At 33.8% G+C, this 22,125-nt stretch carries 25 protein-coding genes; 12 read left to right on the top strand and 13 right to left on the bottom strand.

The genetic code is table 11. From position 1 onward, the window contains the following. Positions 1–42 precede the first annotated feature (42 nt). The 5 genes from I130_RS06470 to I130_RS16600 all read left to right on the top strand — a co-directional run bounded on the left by I130_RS06470 (position 43) and on the right by I130_RS16600 (position 3,166). Positions 43–711 carry a porin family protein gene (locus tag I130_RS06470; protein WP_034920617.1) on the top strand — a complete coding sequence of 223 codons (669 nt, stop codon included), beginning with the start codon at positions 43–45 and terminating at the stop codon, positions 709–711. A 359-nt stretch (positions 712–1,070) separates the two neighbouring features. Continuing rightward, positions 1,071–1,532: a hypothetical protein gene (locus I130_RS06465; protein WP_051119629.1), complete on the top strand. Its 462-nt coding sequence runs from the start codon at positions 1,071–1,073 to the stop codon at positions 1,530–1,532. A gap of 196 nt (positions 1,533–1,728) precedes the next feature. Beyond that, positions 1,729–2,274, top strand: coding sequence for a GNAT family N-acetyltransferase (locus I130_RS06460; protein ID WP_034920615.1), 546 nt, complete (start codon positions 1,729–1,731; stop codon positions 2,272–2,274). 38 nt (positions 2,275–2,312) lie between these two features. Then, positions 2,313–2,762 (top strand): GNAT family N-acetyltransferase, encoded by a 450-nt coding sequence (locus I130_RS06455; RefSeq protein ID WP_034920614.1) that lies wholly within the window; start codon positions 2,313–2,315, stop codon positions 2,760–2,762. Between the two features lie 227 nt (positions 2,763–2,989). Continuing rightward, positions 2,990–3,166 carry a hypothetical protein gene (locus I130_RS16600; RefSeq protein ID WP_157480510.1) on the top strand — a complete coding sequence of 59 codons (177 nt, stop codon included), beginning with the start codon at positions 2,990–2,992 and terminating at the stop codon, positions 3,164–3,166. A 39-nt stretch (positions 3,167–3,205) separates the two neighbouring features. Here I130_RS16600 and I130_RS06450 read toward each other — a convergent pair whose 3' ends face one another. From I130_RS06450 to I130_RS06415, 9 genes are all read right to left on the bottom strand, one after another. Then, positions 3,206–3,583 carry a diacylglycerol kinase family protein gene (locus I130_RS06450; RefSeq protein ID WP_034920613.1) on the bottom strand — a complete coding sequence of 126 codons (378 nt, stop codon included), beginning with the start codon at positions 3,581–3,583 and terminating at the stop codon, positions 3,206–3,208. Continuing rightward, a complete protein-coding gene (tpx, locus tag I130_RS06445; protein WP_034920611.1) occupies positions 3,583–4,083 on the bottom strand; it encodes a thiol peroxidase in 501 nt (166 codons plus the stop codon). Before tpx ends, I130_RS06450 begins: the two co-directional genes overlap by 1 nt. A 130-nt stretch (positions 4,084–4,213) precedes the next feature. After that, the gene (locus tag I130_RS06440; protein ID WP_034920610.1) at positions 4,214–4,462 is read right to left on the bottom strand and encodes a DUF6952 family protein; all 249 of its coding nucleotides are present in this window, start codon (positions 4,460–4,462) and stop codon (positions 4,214–4,216) included. Beyond that, entirely contained in the window at positions 4,443–4,757 is a 315-nt protein-coding gene (locus I130_RS06435) for a thioredoxin family protein (RefSeq protein WP_034920609.1), read from the bottom strand. Before I130_RS06435 ends, I130_RS06440 begins: the two co-directional genes overlap by 20 nt. A gap of 11 nt (positions 4,758–4,768) precedes the next feature. Then, the gene (locus tag I130_RS06430) at positions 4,769–5,407 is read right to left on the bottom strand and encodes a peroxiredoxin (protein ID WP_034920608.1); all 639 of its coding nucleotides are present in this window, start codon (positions 5,405–5,407) and stop codon (positions 4,769–4,771) included. A 159-nt stretch (positions 5,408–5,566) separates the two neighbouring features. Beyond that, on the bottom strand, positions 5,567–7,051 hold the full coding sequence (nhaC, locus tag I130_RS06425; RefSeq protein WP_034920607.1) for a Na+/H+ antiporter NhaC: 1,485 nt from the start codon (positions 7,049–7,051) through the stop codon (positions 5,567–5,569). A gap of 328 nt (positions 7,052–7,379) precedes the next feature. Then, positions 7,380–7,904, bottom strand: coding sequence for a deoxyribose-phosphate aldolase (gene deoC / locus I130_RS06420; protein WP_316928446.1), 525 nt, complete (start codon positions 7,902–7,904; stop codon positions 7,380–7,382). A 9-nt stretch (positions 7,905–7,913) separates the two neighbouring features. Beyond that, a complete protein-coding gene (locus tag I130_RS16930) occupies positions 7,914–8,039 on the bottom strand; it encodes a hypothetical protein (RefSeq protein ID WP_316928445.1) in 126 nt (41 codons plus the stop codon). A 105-nt stretch (positions 8,040–8,144) separates the two neighbouring features. Then, positions 8,145–9,362, bottom strand: a complete 1,218-nt coding sequence (locus tag I130_RS06415) for an aminotransferase class I/II-fold pyridoxal phosphate-dependent enzyme (RefSeq protein WP_034920606.1) — start codon at positions 9,360–9,362, stop codon at positions 8,145–8,147. A gap of 159 nt (positions 9,363–9,521) precedes the next feature. Between I130_RS06415 and I130_RS06410 the strand changes: the two genes are divergently transcribed. Together I130_RS06410 and lpdA are read left to right on the top strand one after the other, a co-directional pair. Continuing rightward, positions 9,522–9,980, top strand: a complete 459-nt coding sequence (locus I130_RS06410) for an Lrp/AsnC family transcriptional regulator (protein WP_034920605.1) — start codon at positions 9,522–9,524, stop codon at positions 9,978–9,980. 99 nt (positions 9,981–10,079) lie between these two features. Beyond that, positions 10,080–11,483 (top strand): dihydrolipoyl dehydrogenase, encoded by a 1,404-nt coding sequence (lpdA, locus tag I130_RS06405; RefSeq protein ID WP_034920604.1) that lies wholly within the window; start codon positions 10,080–10,082, stop codon positions 11,481–11,483. Positions 11,484–11,539: 56 nt separating this feature from the next. Here the strand turns inward: lpdA and I130_RS06400 are convergent, their stop codons facing one another. After that, complete coding sequence (locus I130_RS06400; RefSeq protein WP_034920657.1) at positions 11,540–12,256, bottom strand: LytR/AlgR family response regulator transcription factor; 717 nt, start codon at positions 12,254–12,256, stop codon at positions 11,540–11,542. Then, on the bottom strand, positions 12,256–13,332 hold the full coding sequence (locus tag I130_RS06395; protein ID WP_034920603.1) for a sensor histidine kinase: 1,077 nt from the start codon (positions 13,330–13,332) through the stop codon (positions 12,256–12,258). The genes I130_RS06400 and I130_RS06395 overlap by 1 nt, the downstream gene beginning before the upstream one ends. Before the next feature lie 214 nt (positions 13,333–13,546). Here I130_RS06395 and I130_RS06390 point away from each other — a divergent pair, with 214 nt between their 5' ends. Beyond that, entirely contained in the window at positions 13,547–13,993 is a 447-nt protein-coding gene (locus I130_RS06390; protein ID WP_034920602.1) for a MotA/TolQ/ExbB proton channel family protein, read from the top strand. 182 nt (positions 13,994–14,175) lie between these two features. Here I130_RS06390 and I130_RS06385 read toward each other — a convergent pair whose 3' ends face one another. Together I130_RS06385 and I130_RS06380 are read right to left on the bottom strand one after the other, a co-directional pair. Then, positions 14,176–15,063, bottom strand: a complete 888-nt coding sequence (locus I130_RS06385) for an aldose 1-epimerase family protein (protein WP_051119628.1) — start codon at positions 15,061–15,063, stop codon at positions 14,176–14,178. Positions 15,064–15,293: 230 nt separating this feature from the next. Then, positions 15,294–16,643: a DEAD/DEAH box helicase gene (locus I130_RS06380; RefSeq protein WP_034920601.1), complete on the bottom strand. Its 1,350-nt coding sequence runs from the start codon at positions 16,641–16,643 to the stop codon at positions 15,294–15,296. A gap of 165 nt (positions 16,644–16,808) precedes the next feature. On the opposite strand from I130_RS06380, the gene I130_RS06375 reads away from it, so the two are divergent. From I130_RS06375 to I130_RS06360, 4 genes are all read left to right on the top strand, one after another. Continuing rightward, complete coding sequence (locus tag I130_RS06375) at positions 16,809–17,345, top strand: NADPH-dependent FMN reductase (RefSeq protein WP_034920600.1); 537 nt, start codon at positions 16,809–16,811, stop codon at positions 17,343–17,345. Further along, positions 17,346–18,653: an aminodeoxychorismate synthase component I gene (gene pabB, locus I130_RS06370; protein ID WP_034920599.1), complete on the top strand. Its 1,308-nt coding sequence runs from the start codon at positions 17,346–17,348 to the stop codon at positions 18,651–18,653. Positions 18,654–18,727: 74 nt separating this feature from the next. After that, the gene (gene tilS / locus I130_RS06365) at positions 18,728–20,041 is read left to right on the top strand and encodes a tRNA lysidine(34) synthetase TilS (protein WP_034920598.1); all 1,314 of its coding nucleotides are present in this window, start codon (positions 18,728–18,730) and stop codon (positions 20,039–20,041) included. Next, complete coding sequence (locus I130_RS06360; RefSeq protein WP_034920597.1) at positions 20,038–22,035, top strand: protein-disulfide reductase DsbD family protein; 1,998 nt, start codon at positions 20,038–20,040, stop codon at positions 22,033–22,035. The genes tilS and I130_RS06360 overlap by 4 nt, the downstream gene beginning before the upstream one ends. Positions 22,036–22,125 lie beyond the last annotated feature (90 nt).

The following is a 22,125-nucleotide window of genomic DNA, read 5'->3' as shown; positions in this document are numbered from 1 at the left end:
ACGGTACACAAAATAATTTATTAAGAAATCAGAATCTATAAAATGAAAAAATTAACAACTGTATTAATACTTAGTATAATCCTTAGTTCCTTTAATGTATCAGCTCAATCTAATACACTTGAATTTGGGTTAAAAGCAGGAGCGAATTTTGCTCAATTTACTCCCAACCCTCTGTTCTACGGAAATGAATTGGGTGATTACAAGAGAAAGATAGGGTATTATGCGGGTGGTTTTTTAAATATTAGAATCTCTGAAAAATTTGAGCTTCAACCCGAATTACTCCTAGCAATGCAAGGAACTCGATTAGTAATTGAAGATGTTGAAACTCAGGGTGGGTTCGGTAGTAGTCCAGTTCTTTTCGATTTTAAATCTAAGGTGAGTGATCTTACAATAATACTTCCTCTTGAAATAAGGTTTTACTTTACAGAGAAGTACTTTGTAGAAGCAGGACCACAATTAGGATATTTAGTAGATCGAAAATATAAAGCTGAAGGAAATTATCTTAGCCCAGATATTCCTATAGAAAGAGAAGATCCCAATGACCCAAATAATTTTGATTATGATAAGTTTGAATATGGATTAAATCTAGGAACAGGGTATAAAATATCTGAAGATTTGACACTATCAGCTAGATATTTTCGAGGTTTAAATGAAAGAGATAATAATCTAAAATCTTCAGTTTTTAATTTAGGTTTAGAATTTAAATTATAAACTTAAGAAACCAAAATCTTTAAGATCATGAAAATTGTAAAACGAGATTTAAAGCATCTCTTTTTTGTTAATGGTCGCTTTGATACTTCCTATCGGACTCCATTAGGGATTTGGATTAAATGATTTTACAAAAAAGAATTTATAGATATTATCACAAATGATGTCTATGCCTTAAAGCATAACTTGTAATTGTTTTTTCTGTACTTTTAAAATCCTAAAGTAATTTAGAATAGAATATATTTTTTTTAGAAAAAAGTAAAAATTAATCAGTAACAAAAAATTAATATGGCGTCTTATAATTAAAGCAATAATGAGTTCCCTACAATTTATTTGCAAGTACAGTGATAAAATTTTAGAGAATGGAACTAGAAGGCTTAAAGACCCGTTTTTTTTCGGATAAGAAAAAAGCGATAAGTAAGGAATATGCATTGCTTGAACAGCTTGTTCAGGAATTACAACACAGAGATTTACCTCCCGAAGTGGTCGTGGAAATGAATCAGGAAATAGAACGCTTAAATGATGTTTTAGATCATCATTTAAAGTTATACTTCTACGTGAAATCGGTCAAAAAGAAAGTCCTCAATTCACTTCTCAACGATCTAGAGATTGTTCCTAAAAATTATTATCGCAATCTTTGGTCAGCTCTTGGAATGTTAGTTTTTGGAGTTTCTTTAGGTGTAGTTTTTACCTCCATTTTAGATAATATATCCGCTTTCGCCTTAGGACTTCCAATTGGCATGGCAATAGGTCTTGTTATTGGAATAGAAATGGATAGAAGAGCACTTGAAAATAATAAGCAGTTAGAATTTGAGATTAATTAATTGGGGATTTACTATTGCACAAATTGAGCTTACCTTATAAGGTTGTGCAACAATTTGAAGATCCTTCTAATATGATACTATCATTTTACAAAGCACTTACACTAATGCCGCAGAACCTACTAATTGGAATAGAAAGACCTTAGGAAAATAAGAAGTAACTTTAAACTTTAGAGCTTTAGCTGATATCCTTTTTTAAATGAATCAATCTTTAATATACGAAACCGCTCGGTTAATAATTAAGAAAACCACTTTGGAAGATGCTGATTTTATTTTTGAATTGCTGAATACACCCAAATGGAGCCAATTTATTGGAGATAGAAATATTCGAAATATTGAAGATGCTGAAGCATATATCCAAAATACAATATTACCAGTGATTAAAAAGAATGGATATGGTAATTTCACGGTCTTTAGAAAATCTGATGATTTGAAAATTGGGTGTTGCGGATTGTATGATAGGGAAGGAGTAGAGGGTATCGATATTGGATTTGCATTCTTACCACAATATGAAGGCTTAGGTTATGCCTTTGAAAGTGCTTTTAAAATTAAAGAGGTGGCTTTAAAGGATTTTAAACTGGATAAGTTAAGCGCTATAACTAATAGAAACAATATAGGTTCTCAAAAATTACTGGAAAAACTTGATCTTAGGTTTGAAAAAGAAATTAGGTTACCTAATACTAAGGATGCCTTATTGCTTTATGTATGGGAATTCAATTATTTAGATGATGCTCTTACAAAATGAAATAAATATAGTTAGCATTATTACTTTAAAATGAAAACATGATCGAGTTAAAAAGAACCACTTCAAAAGATCCAGATTTTAATTATTTAAATAAAATTTTAGATATGGAATTAACAATTAGGGATGGAGATGAACACGCCTTTTTTGATCAATTCAATAAAATAGATACCATTAATCATATTATAGTCGCTTATGATAATGGAGATGCTGTAGGTTGTGGAGCAATAAAAATGTTTGATAGAGAAAAAGCAGAAATTAAACGAATGTTCGTCTTGCCAGAAGCTCGTGGTAAGATGATTGCTTCTAGGGTGCTCAAAGAATTAGAGGAATGGTCTAAAGAGTTAGGATATAATACATGTATCTTAGAGACAGGGGGAAGTTTTAAAGACGCGATTGGCCTATATATTAAGACTGGCTATGAGATCTCCAAAAATTACGGCCAATATCTAGGAATAAAGAGTAGTGTTTGTTTTAGCAAATCTCTTTAAAATAATTGATTGTGTTTTGTTAGGTAAAATAATTAAACTAATTTTAAACTTCAATTCACGAATGCCCTTCCTTCGAGATTTTTTTAAAGATGAATTAATGGAATTCACTTTTGTTTACTATTTTGAGGTCTCCCCAAGAATAAATTATTCCCTAAGATTTATTAAGTGATCTAGTAGTATTAATTAAAGGATTAACCAACCCCTTTATTTATATTATTTATTTGATTATGAAAAAATTTTACAAGAATAAACTTCACATTTTTATTGGGTTATCCATAGGCTGCATATTAGGATTATGCATTGGATTTATTTTAGGTGGTGTAATTGGAGTTCCTGTCTTAGGAATAATTACGGGTGTAAGTTCGGGAGCTATTGGTGGCAGCTTAATGGCTATGTTCGTATAATTAAGAACTCTAAGAACCTAAACCTAACCCAACTTATTTCTAACTAAATAAAGTTGGAAATATATAAGGGAGGTATATAAAACAAGCAATTACAACCGCTGTAAGTGCAGCAAAAAGAACAGCTCCAGCAGCAACATCCTTGATGTATCCAATTTTACTATGAAAATCTGGATGAACAAAATCTGCAATTCCTTCTATTGAACTATTAAGACCCTCCGTACTTAGCACTATTCCAATAGCTAAAACTTGAAATATCCACTCAGTCTTTGTTATATTAAAATAAAAACCAGCGATACAAACCACAATAGAGATTATTGCTTGTACTTGTATACTTGGTTCTGTTTTTAGTAAGATCCATGCTCCTTTAATAGCGTAACCTCCACCACGTATTCTTTTTCCCAGATAACTGTTCTTCACTATAACAACGATTTTAAGGCCGCAAGATAATCCGGTTCTTGAGATATATCAGGAACTTGCTGACTATGTATTACTTTTCCTTCTTCGTCTAAAACTATTACAACTCGGGAAAGCAAGCCTTCTAGGGGGCCATCCATCATTTCTACGCCGTAATCTTTTCCAAAATCCCCTTGTCTAAAGTCAGATAGGTTTGTTACTTTGTCTAATCCTTCATCATCTACAAAGCGCTTTAAAGCAAATGGTAAATCTCTAGAGATACTAAGAACTTCAGTATTCTTTAAACCTGTAGCACGTTCATTAAAGTTTCTTACAGAGGTAGCACAAACATTGGTATCTATACTTGGAAAAATATTCATAATCACTCTTTTGCCCTTGAAATCATTTAAATTTGCTTTGGACATATCTGATCGGATCAATTCAAAATATGGTGCTTTTTCTCCCGTTTCAGGTAAATTACCATAAGTGGTAATCTTATTCTCTCTTAAAGTTATCTGTGGCATAAATCCCGTGTCTTTTGTTATAAAAGCTAAATTTAATGTATATGGAATGGGGTTTTACTAAAATTATCATAAAACAAAGAAGGCTGATTTAATATTTAAATCAGCCTTCTTTAATAAATAATCTTATTTATTATCGGTCTATAGAACCCATCACTTTTTTAACGAAATTGTTGGCAGCATCCATTTCAGAATCACCGTTTTTAATCATTTGATGTACTTCTACGGCACCACATAAATTAGTAAGCAACTCACCAATCACATCCATTTCCTCATCAGTCACAGATCTGTGCTCTGTAAAACTTTCTAATACATCTATTGTATTTTGAAGTTTTTCAGCATCATTGTTACGTTGCAAATGTTTAATTACTGGTAACTTCATTTACTAGGTCTTTTAGTAGTTCAAATTTATTGGTTTGAACTTGGTTCACTAATTTTCCGTCTTTAAAAGCGGCAAAGGTTGGTAAATTATCAACATTTGCCATTTTTCTAGATTCAGGAAATTTTTCTGCATCTACCATTAAAAATGTAGCGTTTTCATTCTCTCCAGCCAATTTTTTAAATTTTGGCTTCATCACTCTACAGTTACCACACCATCCGGCCATATACTGTACCATTACAGTACCATTTTCAGCGATGATCTCCTGCAGATTATCTTGTTCTAATTCCTTTACCATGATTTGTTTTTTTAGTTTAAGCTTAAATATGAAGCCACACCTTTACGATCTGCCGTCATAGCTTCTTTTCCTTCTTCCCAATTTGCAGGACAAACTTCTCCTTTTTCCTGTACGTGAGTGTAGGCATCTACTAACCTAAGGAACTCCTGTACGTTTCTTCCAAGTGGCATATGGTTAACACCTTCATGAAATACAGTTCCTTCTTCATCTATTAAGTAAGTTGCACGATAAGTTACATTATCACCTTCTACAGTTACTGCTCCAGTTTCTTCGTTATACTCTTCGTTAGTGATGTCTAAAATACCAAGTTGAGAACTAAGATTTCTATTAGAATCTGCAAGAATTGGGTATGTAATCCCTTCAATTCCTCCATTATCCTTAGGAGTATTTAACCATGCAAAATGTGCTTCTGGAGTATCACAAGAGGCTCCAATTACCATAACATTTCTTTTTTCGAAATCTCCTAGTGCAGCTTGAAATGCATGTAATTCTGTTGGACAAACAAAAGTGAAATCTTTTGGGTACCAGAACAATAATACTTTTTTATTGCTTTTTTGAGCTTCTTCAAGAATATTTAGTTTGAAGGTGTCACCCATATCATTCATTGCATTTACACTTAAATCTGGGAACTTTTTTCCTACTATTGACATATTAATTATATTTTATTGTTATTAATTTCTGGTGCAAAAATATTAAAATAGCCCGCAAGAGCGGGCTATTGAAATTTTAATTTCTTATCTCGTTATAAATTTTGACTATTGTAATTTAAAATTACAATAGATTAATTCTATTATCTATGCTGTAGGGGGTTAAGCCTTAGCCGTTTGTGTGTTTAATTCTTTTATTTTTATGCTGAAAGCAGCAAACAATAGGGTCATGAATGGACTTAAATAATTAAAGAAAGCATAACCAGCATAACTTAAAGTTGGTACTCCCAATACTCCACTATGGTATGCTCCACAAGTATTCCAAGGCACAAGAACGGAAGTTACAGTTCCTGAATCCTCTAAGGTTCTACTTAAGTTTTCGGGTGCTAAGCCTTTATCTTTATAGGCTTTTGCAAACATTTTTCCAGGGACCACGATTGCAAGATATTGGTCTGATGCAGTTACATTCAGTGCCAAACAACTAAATACTGTACTGGCAAATAGTCCAAATGTAGTATGGAAGAGATTAAGCAAAGCAGAACTAATTCTTGCCAAAGCACCTATAGCCTCCATAATTCCCCCAAAGACCATTGCACAAAGGATTAACCAAATGGTTCCCAACATCCCGGACATTCCTCCTGAAGAAAACAAGTCATTCAGCGTTTCATTGTCGGTTACAATAGCGGTATCTACCGTCATAGAATTCATAATGGCTTTGTACCCCGAAATAAAATCTAAATTTTCTACACCAGAGATCTGCGCTAATATATTTGGTTGAAAGATCACAGCTGCCGCAGCTCCCAAAAGAGTCCCAATTAATAAGGCGATAAGTGGAGAGGTCTTCTTTACGATAAGGAATATAACGATCGCCGGGATAACAAATAGCCAAGGTGTTATGGTGAATGTAGATTCTATAGTATTTAAAATGGCTGAAGTATCGGTAGAACCAGATACGTCCAGATTAAGCCCGATGATGATAAAAATAATTATGGTGATCACTATGGTTGGTACCGTAGTAAGCAACATATATCTAATGTGTGTAAACAAATCTGTTCCTGCCATTGCGGGTGCAAGGTTGGTAGTGTCACTTAAAGGAGAAATTTTATCTCCAAAATAAGCTCCGGAAAGTATCGCTCCTGCTGTCATTCCAACAGAGATATCCAAGGCATTTGCAATTCCTACTAAAGCAATACCTACGGTAGCCGATGTTGTCCAACTACTACCTGTGGCAACTGAGATAATAGAACATATAATAACCGTAGCAGGTAAAAATATGGTAGGATTTAATATTTGAAGTCCGTAATAGATCATTGTTGGGATAATCCCGCTAACCATCCAGGTCCCGGCTAGCGAGCCCACCATAAGCAAAATAAGAATTGCTCCAGCCGTACTTTGTACATTATTGGCAACCTCATCTATCATGGTATCAAACTTCACCTTATTAAAAACTCCTACAATTGCAGCAATTGCCCCTCCAAGTAATAGTATAAATTGGTTAGATCCGCTAAGTGCATCATCTCCAAACACAAAAACATTAAATGCAAGCATTCCAATTAAACAAAATACTGGGATAAGTGCTTCCCAGATATTCAATTCTGGGTTTACAAGTATAGGGTCGTTTTCTTGGTGATTCGTAGAGCCTTCCATTAAGATTTATTTTTTGGTTCGTAATGTTACGATTTTAACACATATTTTGCAACCCTAATATTTCAAGTCTTCTTGCTGAAGGAATTTAGGAATTTATAAAGGATAAAATCAAGGCTTTTCTGAAGGGAATTGTAAATTAGTTTTTAAAATTTGATATGAGCTTTTATGCATTTCATTCTCTTGAAATAATTATGTAAATTTAAAATAAGCTTAGAATCTAATTAAAATTTCAGAAAAATGCTGAAACTCTGTAAGTTTAGTTGCAGCATAATATCGATGTGTTTATTAGCGTTCAGCCTTTCTGAATCTTCAACCAAACACACAGAAATTATAATAAACTATTTTCTCCATTAAGAATGGCAATACCCGAGGAAGTTCCAATTCGGGATACTCCAAGGTCTATATATGATTTAGCAGTTAAATAATCTTTAATCCCGCCAGAGGCTTTTATCTTCATTTTAGAGGAGATAGATGCTTTTATTTCTGAAACCACTTCTAAGCTGGCTCCTTTAGGACCAAAACCAGTGGACGTCTTTACATAATCTGCACCAGCATTTTCAACTATTTTACTAGCTACGCTTATTTCTTCAGAAGTAAGATAGCAGGTTTCAATAATAACTTTCAATATTTTTATTCCTATAATATTTTTAACTGAAGCTATTTCAGTTTCTAACAATTTCAATTTTTTAGATTTCAGAAGACCAAGGTTCATTACCATATCAACTTCATCTGCTCCATATCCGATAGCATCTTCTGCTTCAAATATTTTCGATCTTGAAGACATAACTCCTAGAGGAAATCCCACTACAGTACAAATCTTGACTGGAGAATTCTTTAAAAGCTCTTCCGCCAATGGCACGTATTACCCATTAATACATACTGAAAAGAATTTATAAGTCTTGGCTTCATTACACAAAGCGGTGATGTCTTCTATAGTCGCAGTAGATTTAAGCAGGGTGTGGTCTATATAAGAATTAATAGATTTCATAATGAGTATGATTTTAATAAGTCTCTAAGGTAAAAATTCTCCATAAAAAAAACGCCTGATAGAAAATTCATTCTACTAGGCATTCTTTTTTATTCATAAAAACTTTTAGTTTACGCCAATGTTTTCCAATAGTCCAACGGTTTCCATACAATCTTTCATCATTTTATAAGTACGTTCAATATCATTATCTAATCCTATAGAAAATCTAATTAGTCCATCTGTAAGTCCCATCTCAAATTGTTCATCTGCAGGAATTTCAGAGGAAGTAGAGGTTCCCGGAGCACTGAATAAGGTTTTGTAAAAGCCTAAACTAACCGCAAGATATCCAAGATTTCGTTCCTGCATTAATTCCATAAGTTCATTTGCCTTATCCAGACTTCCCACATCTATAGTTAACATTCCTCCAAATCCGTAATCCTCATTCATCATAGACTTGAAAAGTTTATGACTCGGGTGCGAAGGTAATCCAGGATAAACGGTTCTAAAGCCATCAGCTTCAAATTTTTCAGCTAAGAATAGCGCATTTTTACTGTGTTGCTTCATTCTTATATGCAAAGTTCTCATGTTCTTAAGGATCGAAGCCGAACGCAAACTGTCCATCGTTGGACCTAACAACATATTAGCTCCATCTATTACACTTCTTAATGAGTTGATGAATTCCTGAGACCCACAAGTCACACCACCCACAGTATCACTGCTACCGTTTATGAATTTAGTTAAACTATGAATTACCACATCTGCTCCTAACTCGGTTGGAGTAATAGAAAGCGGAGAGAACGTGTTATCTACAATAAGTGTTAGCCCATGCTTCTTAGCGATCTTTGAAAGTCCTGCGATATCTGCTACTTCCAACAAAGGATTACTGACAGACTCACAATACAACACTTTAGTATTTGGAGTGATAGCGGCTTCAACAGCTTCTAGTTTAGTAATATCTACAAAGCTGGTTTGTATATTAAATCTAGGAGTAAAATTCTTTAGAAAGGCATACGTTCCACCATAAATTGTTCTGCTGGAAACGATATGGTCTTCTGCCTTACAAAGTTGTAAAAGTGCACCAGTAATTGCTCCCATTCCAGATGCTGCTACATTTGCAGTCTCGGTTCCTTCCATAGCAGCTAAGGCTTCCCCTAGGTAAAGGTTAGAAGGTGTAGAGTGCCTGGAATATAAATAACATCCATCTTGATTTCCTTCGAAGGTGTCGAACATGGTCTTGGCAGAAAGAAAAGTGTAGGTAGAAGAATCGGAAATAGAAGGATTAACTCCTCCAAATTCTCCAAAATATTGAAGGTCCTGAATGTGATTTGCTGGCTTATATTTCATGATAGTTGATTTGTTATATTTAAATAAAACTAAGATTAAACAGATTATTAGTCAATAGATGAAACTTAATTCAGGTTAAAATTCATTAATATTTAATTTAATTAGATTTTTAGTTTAAAATTTAATAAATTCAGATTTAGAAACCGAAAAAAAATCTATATGATCTTAGATGAAATAGATAAAAAAATCCTTCAGAAACTCCAAATTGATAGCAAGATCACTAACAAAATGTTGTCTTCAGAATTAAACTTATCTGTAACTGCCATTTTTGAGCGCATTAAAAAGTTGGAGCGTAATATGGTGATCTCCAGTTATGTTGCCTTAGTGGAACCTGCGGAAGTTGATAAATCTTTTATGGTCTTTTGTCAGATCAAACTGGTGCAACACACCAAGGCTTATGTTATTAAATTCGAAAAGGAAGTAGCACAACTAAACGAAGTCTTGGAATGTTATCATGTGAGTGGAGAATACGATTATATCTTGAAAGTCTTAGTTAAAGATATGGAAGCATACAGAGAATTTCTATTGAATAAACTTACAAGTCTGGAACATATTGGCAGTACTCAAAGTACCTTTTTAATTAGTTCGGTTAAAAGTACCACGGCTATAGCATTATGAGCATGAAAATTCTTAAAACGGCGCATGCTGCGATTGGACATTGTGTATAATAGTCGTAGTTTTGTAATCGATTTTTGACAAAAAATAAAAAACACACTTATGAGTACATATGATGTAGTAATAATTGGATCTGGTCCCGGAGGATATGTGGCTGCCATACGTTGCGCACAGTTAGGAATGAAAACTGCGATCATTGAAAAATATTCCACTTTAGGAGGAACTTGTTTAAATGTAGGTTGTATTCCAAGTAAAGCTTTATTAGATTCTTCACACCATTATGATGATGCGGTTAAGCATTTTGAAGAGCATGGAATTGAGATCACTGGAGAGGTTAAGGTGAATTTAGAGCAAATGATGAGCAGGAAATCTACTGTGGTATCTCAAACTTGCGACGGTGTGAAATTCTTGATGGATAAAAATAAAGTAGATGTTTTTGAGGGAGTTGGTTCTTTTAAAGATGCAACTCATATACTTGTAGATAAAACTGAAGGCGGACAAGAAACTTTAGAAGCAAAACATACTATTATCGCGACGGGTTCTAAACCATCTAATTTGCCATTTATCAATTTGGACAAAGAGCGAGTAATTACTTCAACTGAAGCTTTAAAACTTAAGGAAATCCCAAAACATCTGGTTGTTATTGGAGGAGGAGTAATTGGATTAGAATTAGGTCAGGTTTATAAAAGACTTGGATCTGAAGTTACTGTAGTAGAGTTTATGGATAGAATTATCCCAACTATGGATTCTGCGCTTTCAAAAGAACTTAATAAAGTTCTCAAGAAGCAGGGAATGAAGATCAATGCGAGTCATAAAGTGAAATCTGTAGAGCGTAATGGAGATGAGATCACGATAAAGGCAGATGATAAAAAAGGGAACGAGGTAGAATTCAAGGCAGATTACTGCCTGGTTTCTGTAGGACGTAGACCTTTCACAGATGGATTGAATGCAGATGCAGCAGGAGTGAAAATGGGAGAACGCGGAATGATAGAAGTGAACGATCATTTACAAACCAATGTGAAGAATATTTATGCAATTGGTGATGTTGTGCGTGGAGCAATGTTAGCTCACAAAGCGGAAGAGGAAGGAACTATGGTTGCTGAATTGATCGCAGGGCAAAAACCACATATTAATTATAACCTTATTCCAGGTGTTGTTTACACGTGGCCGGAAGTTTCTGCAGTTGGTAAAACTGAAGAAGAATTGAAGGATGCTGGTATAGATTATAAAGAAGGGAAATTCCCAATGAGAGCCTTAGGTAGATCTCGTGCCAGTGGAGATACCGATGGGTTTGTGAAGATCTTAACAGACGCTAAGACCGATGAGGTATTAGGAGTTCATATGATTGGAGCTCGCGTAGCCGATCTTATAGCTGAAGCGGTAACAGCAATGGAATTTAGAGCTTCTGCTGAAGATATAGCAAGAATGAGTCATGCACATCCAACATACGCTGAAGCTGTGAAGGAAGCGGCCATGGCAGCAAATGATAGAGCAATGCACATCTAAGGGCTAAGCTCTATTTAATAAAAAAACCCTATTGATCTTTGATTGTTAGGGTTTTTTTATTTGAAACTATTCAGATAATTATGCACTTGCTCCTTATAACTTCTACTTATTGGAAGGGAATTACTTCTAATAATTACCTCTTCATTACTAAAGGATTCAATTTCATTTATGTTGATAATAAAGGACCGATGAATTCTGAAAAATTGCTTGCTAGGTAGTTTTTCGCTAATATTTGTAATGGTTTCCCTAATCACTAAGTTTCCGCCTTTTAGAAGATGGATCTTTAGATAATCGCTTAAACTTTCTATGTATAGGATTTCTCCAAATATTAACTTCACCATTCTTCTATCCACTCTTATAAAAATAAATGGAGGTAGCTCTTCTTTCTGAATTTTTGAGTTGCTTAGATGATTATAAGTTTCAGAAAAATTATTCAGCGCATCAAGTAGACGCTCATAGGATATAGGCTTTAATAAATAATCTACTGCGTGTAGATTAAAACCGTCTATGGCATACTCTCTATATGCGGTGGTAAAAATAATTTTGATAGAACTGTGTATAGATTTCGCAAAGGAAATTCCTGAGATGCCCGGCATATTGATATCTAGGAAGATTAAATCAATCTGCTCGTTACCAATAATATTAAAAGCTTCAGTAGCATTGTTGCAAGTACCAATGATTTTGACCTTTTCAATTTTTGAAAGATGCGTTTTTAAAATATCGATTGCCATAGGCTCATCATCTACCAGTATACATTTAATTTTATCCTTCATCATTGTTCTTTTAGCTGAAGTTTCAGATTAACTTTAAACTGCGCTAGCTGGTTAGTAATCTTCAAGGCATATTTATCTTTAAATAAAAGATCCAGTCTCTGTTTTACATTTTCCAATCCAATTCCATTTTCGCTTTCAATAGATATATCTTCCTTTTTTATCAAACCTTTAGAATTTATAATTTCGAATGATAAATCGGTTTTATCCTGATTGATTTTAATATCAATGATAAGATTGCCGTTTTCATCTTTGCCGTGTTTAAAGCTGTTTTCTAAAAATGGTAAAAATAACATAGGTGGAATTTGAGTGTATTCTGAAATTCCTTCGGTGGTAAATTTAATTTTTAATCTATCCTGAAACCGGTTCTTTTCCATTTCAATAAAATCCTGCAGGTGCTTAATTTCATCAGTTAGAAAAACCTGCGGTTTTTGGGTTTGATAAATAATGTAATCCAGTAAATTAGATAATTGGAGAATCATTTCAGGAGTCTTTTCATTTTTATGAAGAGCAAAAGCATACAAGGTGTTTAACGTGTTGAATAAAAAATGAGGATGGATCTGCATTTTTAAATATTTCAGTTGCTGTTCTTTTATCTGCAATTCACCCTGTAAAATTGAATTATTCAATTCTTTATTAACAGAAAGTGTAACGTAATAATTCTTCAGCAGGGTAAAGGCACAAGCTATTAGAACCACAATATACACAGCGGTAATAATAAAAAACACACTTTTGGAAATCGGAAATTTACCGGCAATATCCATTTTCGATAAAAAAACCAATCCGTAAAAGGTGGAAATAATTATATAAACACAGGAAAATATAACAGCGCACAGTGAATAGAGTACAAAATCCACATATTTCTGAAGCAGTAAAAATTTCGGAATAATGTAATAGACAAATGTATAAGTTGTAAAAATAGTTATAGGCAGAAGATACAGCGAAAACTCAATAACAGTGGTGAAACTTGCTCCTTCTACTCCAAAAAATACGCTAAAAAATAAAAGAACCGCAATCCACAAAATTCCGTGAAAGAGGGTCTTTTTACCAAAATATTTAAGAAATCTAAGGAGTTTCATATATTTCTTAAATATGCCGCTTTATATTTAAAACCTCAAACTTTTGCGATGAATAACTTGTAGACAACTGGTTTTAACCAATTCTGAATTTAAAAAGCTGAAAATTAATTTCCATTCGTAGAAACCAGTACTAAATTTGCAGTTCGTCGCAAATTTATTTGGAAGGTGTGTTTAACTAGTAGTTTAGCTGAAATAATCCTAAAACTCAATCAATATGTTAAGTCTTACATTATTTATTTTTTTTCAGCGTCCAGGTTTTCTGTCAGAGCTTGGTAATAGAATATCAGAAGGCGGAATGTTACCAATGAGCTTGATCTTAATTAGCTTTTTTCTAATGATCTTTTTAATCTTCAAGGCTTCAGTTAAATTGGGATCGAATTATTCCAGATTTAAGAAATACGTTTCATTAGTTAATCAAATTGCGTTGGTTGCATTGGTAATTGGTTTATTTACTCAGCTAGTCGGATTAATTCAGGTATTTGATGCTTTTGAAAGCCTTGATAAGGTGAACCCGGCATCATTCGCAGGTGGAATTAAAGTTGCATTATTGGCTCCGCTTTTTGGCTGGTTGGTTTTCCTAATTGGAAGGATTGCTACGTTTATTCTAACGTGGATCTACAAGGATAATGAATCCGAAACAAGGGAAGCACAAAGGATGTAAAAAATTGAATTTTGTATCTTAAGTTTTCATACATTTAATCCATTAACTGTAATAAAACAGAAATCATGGCTAAAGAAAAATCCCCTTCAAAAAATTCAGCAAAGAAAGAACCTGTGTTGAGTTTAAAAGAAAAGCGTGCTGCAAAAGCTGCAAAGAAGAAAACTAAAAGTTAAATAATATCCTTAGGCTATCAAAATTGTGTAGGTAGCACTAAAAATTTGACTAGGCATTAATTTATTAATGCCTTTTTTATTTTTAAGATCCTGATCGGTATCTTCAAAATCTGCAATTCCTAGCCAAGGTTCAATACAAACATAAGGGGCATTTGGCTTAGCCCAAATTCCTAGATATTCAAAATCTGAATACTCCACAGTTAAGATCTTGCCTGAATGTTCGCTTACGAGGTTTATATTTTTGGAAGGAATTGCTACGAAGATCAGCGCGTCATTATTAAAAAGATCTTTTCTTAAATGGATTTTATTTTCATCGTTTAAGATAGTTTCAGATTTATTAGAGATCAAACCATCTTTAGACAATACAGCAGTTTTTAACTCCATTTTTTGGTCGAACTCTAGATAATAATCTTCATAAGTTTCGCCGGGAAAGAGAGGAACATTAAAGGCAGGATGTCCTCCCACAGAAAAATAAATAGGCTCTTCGTCCAGATTAAAAACCTCATGTTTTACTTCTAAAGATTTTCCCTTCAAAATAAAACTAACCTCAAACTCGAATTTGAAAGGATATGCTTCTAAAATTTCCTCAGAAAATTTAAGACTAAATACCAAATGATCATTTTCATGTCGTTTTAAAACCACCGCTTCATTATTTCGAAAAAAGCCGTGTTTAGGTAAGTGATATTCTTTTCCCTCAACAAAGTAGGTGTCGTTTTTAAGAGCACCAATAATGGGGAAGAGAATAGGAGCGTGGCTTGCCCAAAAAGCAGGATCTCCTTGCCACATATATTCTTTACCGGTAAGTTTATTTACTATGCTGCAAAGTTCAGCGCCAATAGATTTTATACCTACGCTTAAAAATTCATTTTCTAATTTATGTATCACTACATTTTTCATAAAAACAAATTTAAAGGTTAATAGTTATTTTCATATCAAAATTATAACATGTATTAGGGGATGTCAGGTTGAGCGGAGTCGAAACCTCCTTTTTAAGCTCAAAAGTTCTCGACTGCGCTCAAACAGACAAAACGAGATATGCTAACTGTTTGAAAATCAACAAAATAAATTATAAAAATCGTAAGTAATTATCTACTGACCTCTAAATAAGTTATTGAAAAGTTGAAATCTTATTTTTTATGACGTCTATTTGCACCTTTATCTCCTCTGGTTTGGGGTTTCTTATATTTTTTAGCAATCTCTCGTCTATAAGAACCTCCAAGATTCTCCTTGCTATTTTTCTCACTTTTATCATGAAAAGCAGGCCCGGGTGCATCATCATCTCCTCTTTTATTAGGATTGTTTATTTCGAAGATCTTAGGTTGCTCTTCTGGAATAAGAATAGTTGAGATCTCTATATTATCTGGCAACTCAAATTGAGGCACCTTCATATTCATAAGAGCTTCGATCTTTTCTAAATTGTCTTGTTCCTTTTCTGTAGATAGAAGGAAAGAAATACCTTCTTTTTCTGCACGTCCTGTTCTACCAATACGGTGCATGTAGTTTTCTGGATATTCTGGAGTATCAAAATTGATTACGTGAGATACATTTTCTATATCCAGACCACGTGCCATTACATCTGTAGCAACAAGAATTCTACTAAATCCTTCTCCAAACTGCTTGATGCTTCTCAATCTATAATTTTGAGTTTTATTGGAGTGAATTACAGTACATTCATCTAAGAATTCTTCTGCCAAACTTTCAAAAAGTCTATCTGCTAAACGCTTATATGCAACAAAAATAAGCACCTTAGTATATGTCTCCTTATCCTTTAATAAATCCCTCAGAAAATTAACTTTCGTGTGAAAATTTGGAATTTTATAACCGCGTTGTTCTATATTATCTAGTGGAGTTCCACTAATTGCAACTGAAATTTTTATTGGTTGCTTAAAACTAATGTCAATAATTTCTTCCACAGCTTCGGTCATGGTTGCAGAGAACATAATGTTCTGTCTATTCTGCGGAAGCAATTCAATAATGTTATTTATCTGAAATCTAAAACCTAGATCTAACATCACATCTACTTCATCTATTACTAATTTCTGAATAGATTTCATCTGCACCGCACGACGTAAAATAAGATCGTATAATCTACCTGGAGTAGCAACAATAATATCTAAACCTTGTAATAAATCTGAATGCTGTGAGTTAATGTTAGTTCCTCCATAAATACCTGTAACACGAGTATTCATATAAGCTGTTAACTTTTCTATCTCCTCCCTAACTTGCACCACCAGTTCTCTGGTAGGCACTAAAATTAAAACTCTGGGGTTTTTTTGTTCAGAATACCTTAGCATTCTAAGAATAGGCAACATATAAGCAAATGTTTTACCAGTTCCCGTTTGTGCTATCCCAACTACATCTTTCCCAGACATTATAGACGAAAATGCTTGTTCCTGAATAGGTGTAGGCGTATCGAATTTTAAATCTTCTAACGCGTTTAATAGAGGGGTGTTTAAATTAAGATCCTGAAAAGTCAACTTGAAATTGTTTTAATTAGCTGCAAAGATACCTTTTGCAGATAAGGAATAAGAGAAAAAAGTGATGGAAATAGCCTTTACATATAATAAGCAGTTTTTAATCTAGTTCATTTTTAAACTTTTCCAATAATTTAGGTATTTTTGAGAATCTTGAAAATACTTAATATGAAAAAGATCTTGGCCTTTGCTGGCTCTAATAGCAGCACATCTATCAATCATCAGTTTATCACGCATATAGCGAATAGAATTAATGGCCATGACATTAAGATTATTGAATTAAGAGAGTATGATATTCCTGTTTTTAGCGTAGACAAAGAAAATACCAGTGGATTTCCTTTAGATATTCAGGTAATTAAAAACTTAATTTCAGAACATGATGCTTTAATGATCTCGGTAAATGAGCATAATGGTGCCGTCTCCTCTTTTTTTAAAAATATTTTAGATTGGCTTTCAAGATTAGATAGAAACTTTTTAGCAGACAAAAAAATACTGTTGGTGAGTACTTCACCCGGAGCTCGCGGCGCTGCATCTTCACTGGAATATACCAAAGGAATTCTGCCGCGATTTGGAGGTCAAGTAATAGAAAGCTTTAGTTTTCCTTCTTTCAACGACAATTTTGCTAATGATGAAATTCAAAATGAAGTTTTGAATATGGGGATTGAAGATGTCTTGACTACCTTTGCGCATGAAATTGAAGAATAGGTGCGTACTACAACAGAATATTTATTAGAAGATCCAATAGCATTCAAAAAGAAGCTTTTCCAATGGGGTTCTCAATTCCAAGAAATAGCTTGGTTAGATAGTAATAATTATCCGCAAACAGCTTCTAATTTTGAAGCCGTACTTGCAGTAGAAGCTTTTACCGCTTTAAAGACCGATCATCATGGTGCTTTTGACCAATTAAAAGAATATCAGGAGATCACTAAAGACTGGATCTTTGGTTATTTGTCTTACGATCTTAAAAATGATCTAGAGAATTTGAGCTCCAAAAATTTTGATGGTTTAAAATTTCCTGATCTGTATTTCTTTCAACCCCAGAAATTAATCCTAGTTGGAAATGAAAAGGTTGAATTTCGATATCTAAATATGGTAGATGACGAAATGGCTTCAGATTATGAAGAAATACTTAAGTTAGAATTACATAATCACGCTGTTTCTTCTGAAATTATTACTGAAGTTTCCCCGATTCAACCAAGAATTTCAAAAGAGCAATATCTATCAAAAGTTTCAGAAATGCTGGAGCATATTCATCGTGGAGATATTTATGAAGCTAACTTTTGTCAGGAATATTTCGCAGAAAACCGAAATATAAATGCTTTAAAGGTATTTCAGAATCTAAATGAAATCTCTTCTCCACCCTTTGCCTCATTTTTAAAACTTGAAAATTTTTATTTGCTTTCGGCTTCCCCAGAACGTTATATTAAAAAGGAAGGAGCTAAAGTGATTTCTCAACCTATTAAGGGAACGGCAAGACGAGCTGAAACAGAAGAAGAAGATGTCAAGATCATTGAAATGTTGGCTAAAGATCCAAAAGAACTTTCAGAAAATGTGATGATTGTAGACCTTGTGCGAAATGATATTTCTAGAGTTGCTAAAAAAGGCAGTGTGCAGGTAGATGAACTTTGTAAAGTTTATTCTTTTAAACAGGTACATCAGTTAATTTCAACTATTTCAGCAGAATTAGAATTGGGATGCACTCCCGTAGAAGTACTTCAGGCAACTTTTCCTATGGGAAGCATGACTGGCGCTCCAAAAATTTCGGCAATGAAAATTATTGAAGAACTAGAGGAAAGCAAGCGCGGGCTTTATAGTGGAGCAGTGGGTTATTTTACTCCAGATGGTGATTTTGATTTCAACGTGGTGATAAGAAGTATCCTTTACAATGCAAATTTAAATTATGTGTCTTTCTCTGTTGGTGGCGCGATCACTTCCAGATCTATTCCAGAGCAAGAATATGAAGAATGCTTGCTAAAAGCAAAAGCTATGCTTCAGGCGCTAGAGACAAGTTAAATTAAAAACTCTGTTTAAAAGGTTCTAGGGAATGTCGACATTTAAAACAGCCTTATTTCCTATCTTTGATTTCTATGGAAAAAGCCTTTAAAAACCATCTGAAATCTGATTTTCCCTTTTTATGCCAAAGCAAAATCTTGCTGGCAGTTAGTGGGGGAGTAGATAGTGTGGTTTTGGCTCATTTGTGTAAGCTTGCAAAATTAAATTTTTCCATTGCTCATTGTAATTTTAATCTTCGCGATGCTGAAAGTGATGCCGATGAGGAATTTGTTCTGGATCTTGCTGAAAGATTAGATGTTGAGGTTTTTATAGAAAATTTTGATACAACTACTTTTGCTGAAGATGCTAAAATCTCTATACAGATGGCTGCCAGAGAGTTGAGATATCACTGGTTTGAAGAATTGAGCAGCGCTTTTAAATTCGACTATATTTTAACGGCTCATCATGCCAATGATAATCTTGAAACTTTTATTATTAATCTTGTTCGTGGTACTGGTTTAGAGGGTTTTACAGGAATCAAATCGGTTCATAATTCTGTAATACGCCCTTTATTATCTTCTACTCGAAAGGAGATTGAAGCCTATGCTGTAGAGCATAAAATTCTATGGAGAGAAGATAGTAGTAATGCTTCTAACAAATATCTTCGCAATAAAATAAGACATGATATTGTTCCAGTTCTGGAAGAATTGAATCCGCAGTTATTAGATGGTTTTGCCAATACACAGTCTCATTTAAATGATAGTTTAAAACTTGTGGAAGATTATATTGGCTTGATCTATCCTGAAATAGTTTCCAAGACTATGTACGGTTATAATCTTAAGATAGATTTTCTGCAGAAATTGCCCAATACTAAAGCAGTGCTGTATGAATTGCTGAAGACCTTTGGGTTTTCTGAATGGGAAGATGTGTACCAATTATTAGATGCTCAATCTGGGAAGATTGTTTATTCTGTTAGCCATAGATTAATCAAGGATAGAAATGTTTTGATCCTTACCGAAAGGGAATCTGAACAGAATAAAATGGAATATCAGATAAAAGAAGGGGAGGACATCGTAATGTTACCAATAGGAAGATTCTCACTTGCTGAAGTTGAAGAAATTTCCAATACTTCGCCCAATTGTGTTTATTTAAATAAAGAGAAACTCACTTTTCCGCTGGTCTTGAGAAAATGGAATACTGGTGATATTTTCTATCCCTTTGGTATGAAAGGAAAGAAAAAGTTAAGCGACTTTTTTAATGACAATAAATTATCTTTGCCCGAGAAGGAAAGTACTTGGTTACTTTGCTCTGGGAATGATATTGTTTGGATCGTAAATAGAAGAGCAGACAATAGATTTGCTTTAACAGATCCTTCTCAAAAAATATTAAAAATTACCTACACTGTATGAAATATTTCTGGTCACTAATATTTATTTTAACTGTATCCCTTTCATTTTCTCAAGTATTTACCTCTGTAGACGAAGATTCTCAGGTTGAAGAACCTATTTCTTGGGATTCTCATTTGGAAAAAGAAAATGATAGTATTTATAAAATCAGCTTTACCGCAAAACTAGAAAAGGGCTGGCATTTGTATGCTCAGGATATTGAAGAAGGAGGCCCAATTGCTACCAATTTTACATTCGCCAATGCTGGAGTAGCCTTTGAATTGGTTGGAGAAACTTCAGAGCCAAATGTGCCAACCATCTTTGATGAGGTATTTGGAATGGAGATCAAATATTTTGAAGATGAAGCAACATTTTTTCAAACTATTAAAGTACTGGACAAAGATGCCGTAATAGAAGTTGAGGTGGAGTTTATGGTATGTAATGATACCAAATGTTTACCTCCAGATGTAGTGCCGTTTCAATTCTCTGTTGCAGATAATTCTGTAAATAAAGGTTATGCTAATGAGAATATTACACCTTTAGATATTCAAAAAACAAAAGATTTAACATTAGATCTACAAGGTTGGGATGCTTATAAACCTGAAGTAGAAGAGAAAGATGGATTTTTAACCGTCTTCCTTTTAGGCTTCTTAGGAGGGTTAATCGCATTGCTTACACCTTGCGTGTTTCCTATGATTCCTTTGACCGTTTCTTTTTTCACCAAAGGAGCGAAAACCAGAAAGCAAGGATTAATAAATGCCATTTTATATGGACTCTTTATCTTTTTAATATATTTATTATTAAGCTTACCCTTCCATCTTTTGGATAGTCTAGCGCCAGAGATCTTAAATAATATTTCTACCAATGTTACACTGAATATTGTATTCTTTATAATTTTTATAATCTTCTCTTTTTCTTTTTTTGGATACTACGAGATAACTCTTCCAGCCAGTTGGAGTAGTAAGATGGACGACAAAGCTTCCAGTATAGGTGGTGTTGTCGGAATCTTTTTTATGGCATTAACGCTAGCATTAGTATCTTTTTCTTGTACAGGACCAATCCTTGGTTCTTTATTAGGAGGATCTTTAAGTAGTGATGGAGGAGCAACCCAGTTATCCTTTGGTATGGGTGGTTTTGGTCTAGCTTTAGCATTGCCATTTGCCTTGTTCGCTTTATTCCCAAATTGGTTAAATTCTTTACCTAAAAGTGGAGGATGGCTTAATACAGTGAAAGTGGTGCTAGGATTCTTGGAATTAGGTTTGGCCTTTAAATTCTTATCAAACGCAGATCTTGTAGAGCATTGGGGAATTTTAAAAAGAGAGATCTTTATTGGGATTTGGATTTTAGTTGGTATTGGACTAATGCTTTATTTATTCGGCTTAATTAGATTTCCTCATGATGGGCCAAAAAAGAAGTTGACAAAGACAAGATTTGGTTTTGGCTCGCTCACCTTTTTATTTGTACTATATCTAATTCCAGGTTTAACCAATTCTGCCTTTGCAAACCTTAAACTGCTAAGTGGTTTTCCACCACCTTTGTTTTATAGTGTTTATGAAAAGGATACTCAAGGTCCATTAGGCCTAAAGGCTTATAAAAGCTGGGAGAAAGGCTTAGAAGCTGCTAAACTAGAGAATAAGCCAATAATGCTAGATTTTACGGGCTGGGCTTGTGTGAACTGTCGGAAAATGGAGGAGCAAGTCTGGAGTGATCCTGAAGTTTATGAAGTTTTAAAGAATAAATATATCCTAATCTCTATGTATGTTGATGACAGGGAAGAACTGCCAGAACAAGAGCAATTTAATTATGTGAGAGCTAATGGAAGTATAAAAAAGATTAAGACAATTGGTGATAAATGGGCTACTTTCCAGACCGTGAACTTTCAGAATAATTCACAACCCTTTTATGTGTTGTTAGACACAGATCTAAATTTATTGAATGCTCCAATAGGGTATACTCCAAATGAAAAGGAATATTTAACTTGGCTGAATCAAGGTTTTCAAAAAGTTGAAGCTGAATAGTTTTTAATTTTTTCGACTTAAATAATAATAGTGCCCATGATGAGTTTATTTCTTTTAGGAATAGTTATTATCTAGCTGCCTTAAATATTT

Source organism: Gillisia sp. CAL575, from assembly GCF_000403785.1.
In the GTDB taxonomy this organism is placed as follows: Bacteria; Bacteroidota; Bacteroidia; order Flavobacteriales; family Flavobacteriaceae; genus Gillisia.
The sequence above is the reverse complement of the archived record's forward strand: the minus strand, read 5'-3'. Positions and strand labels throughout refer to the sequence as shown.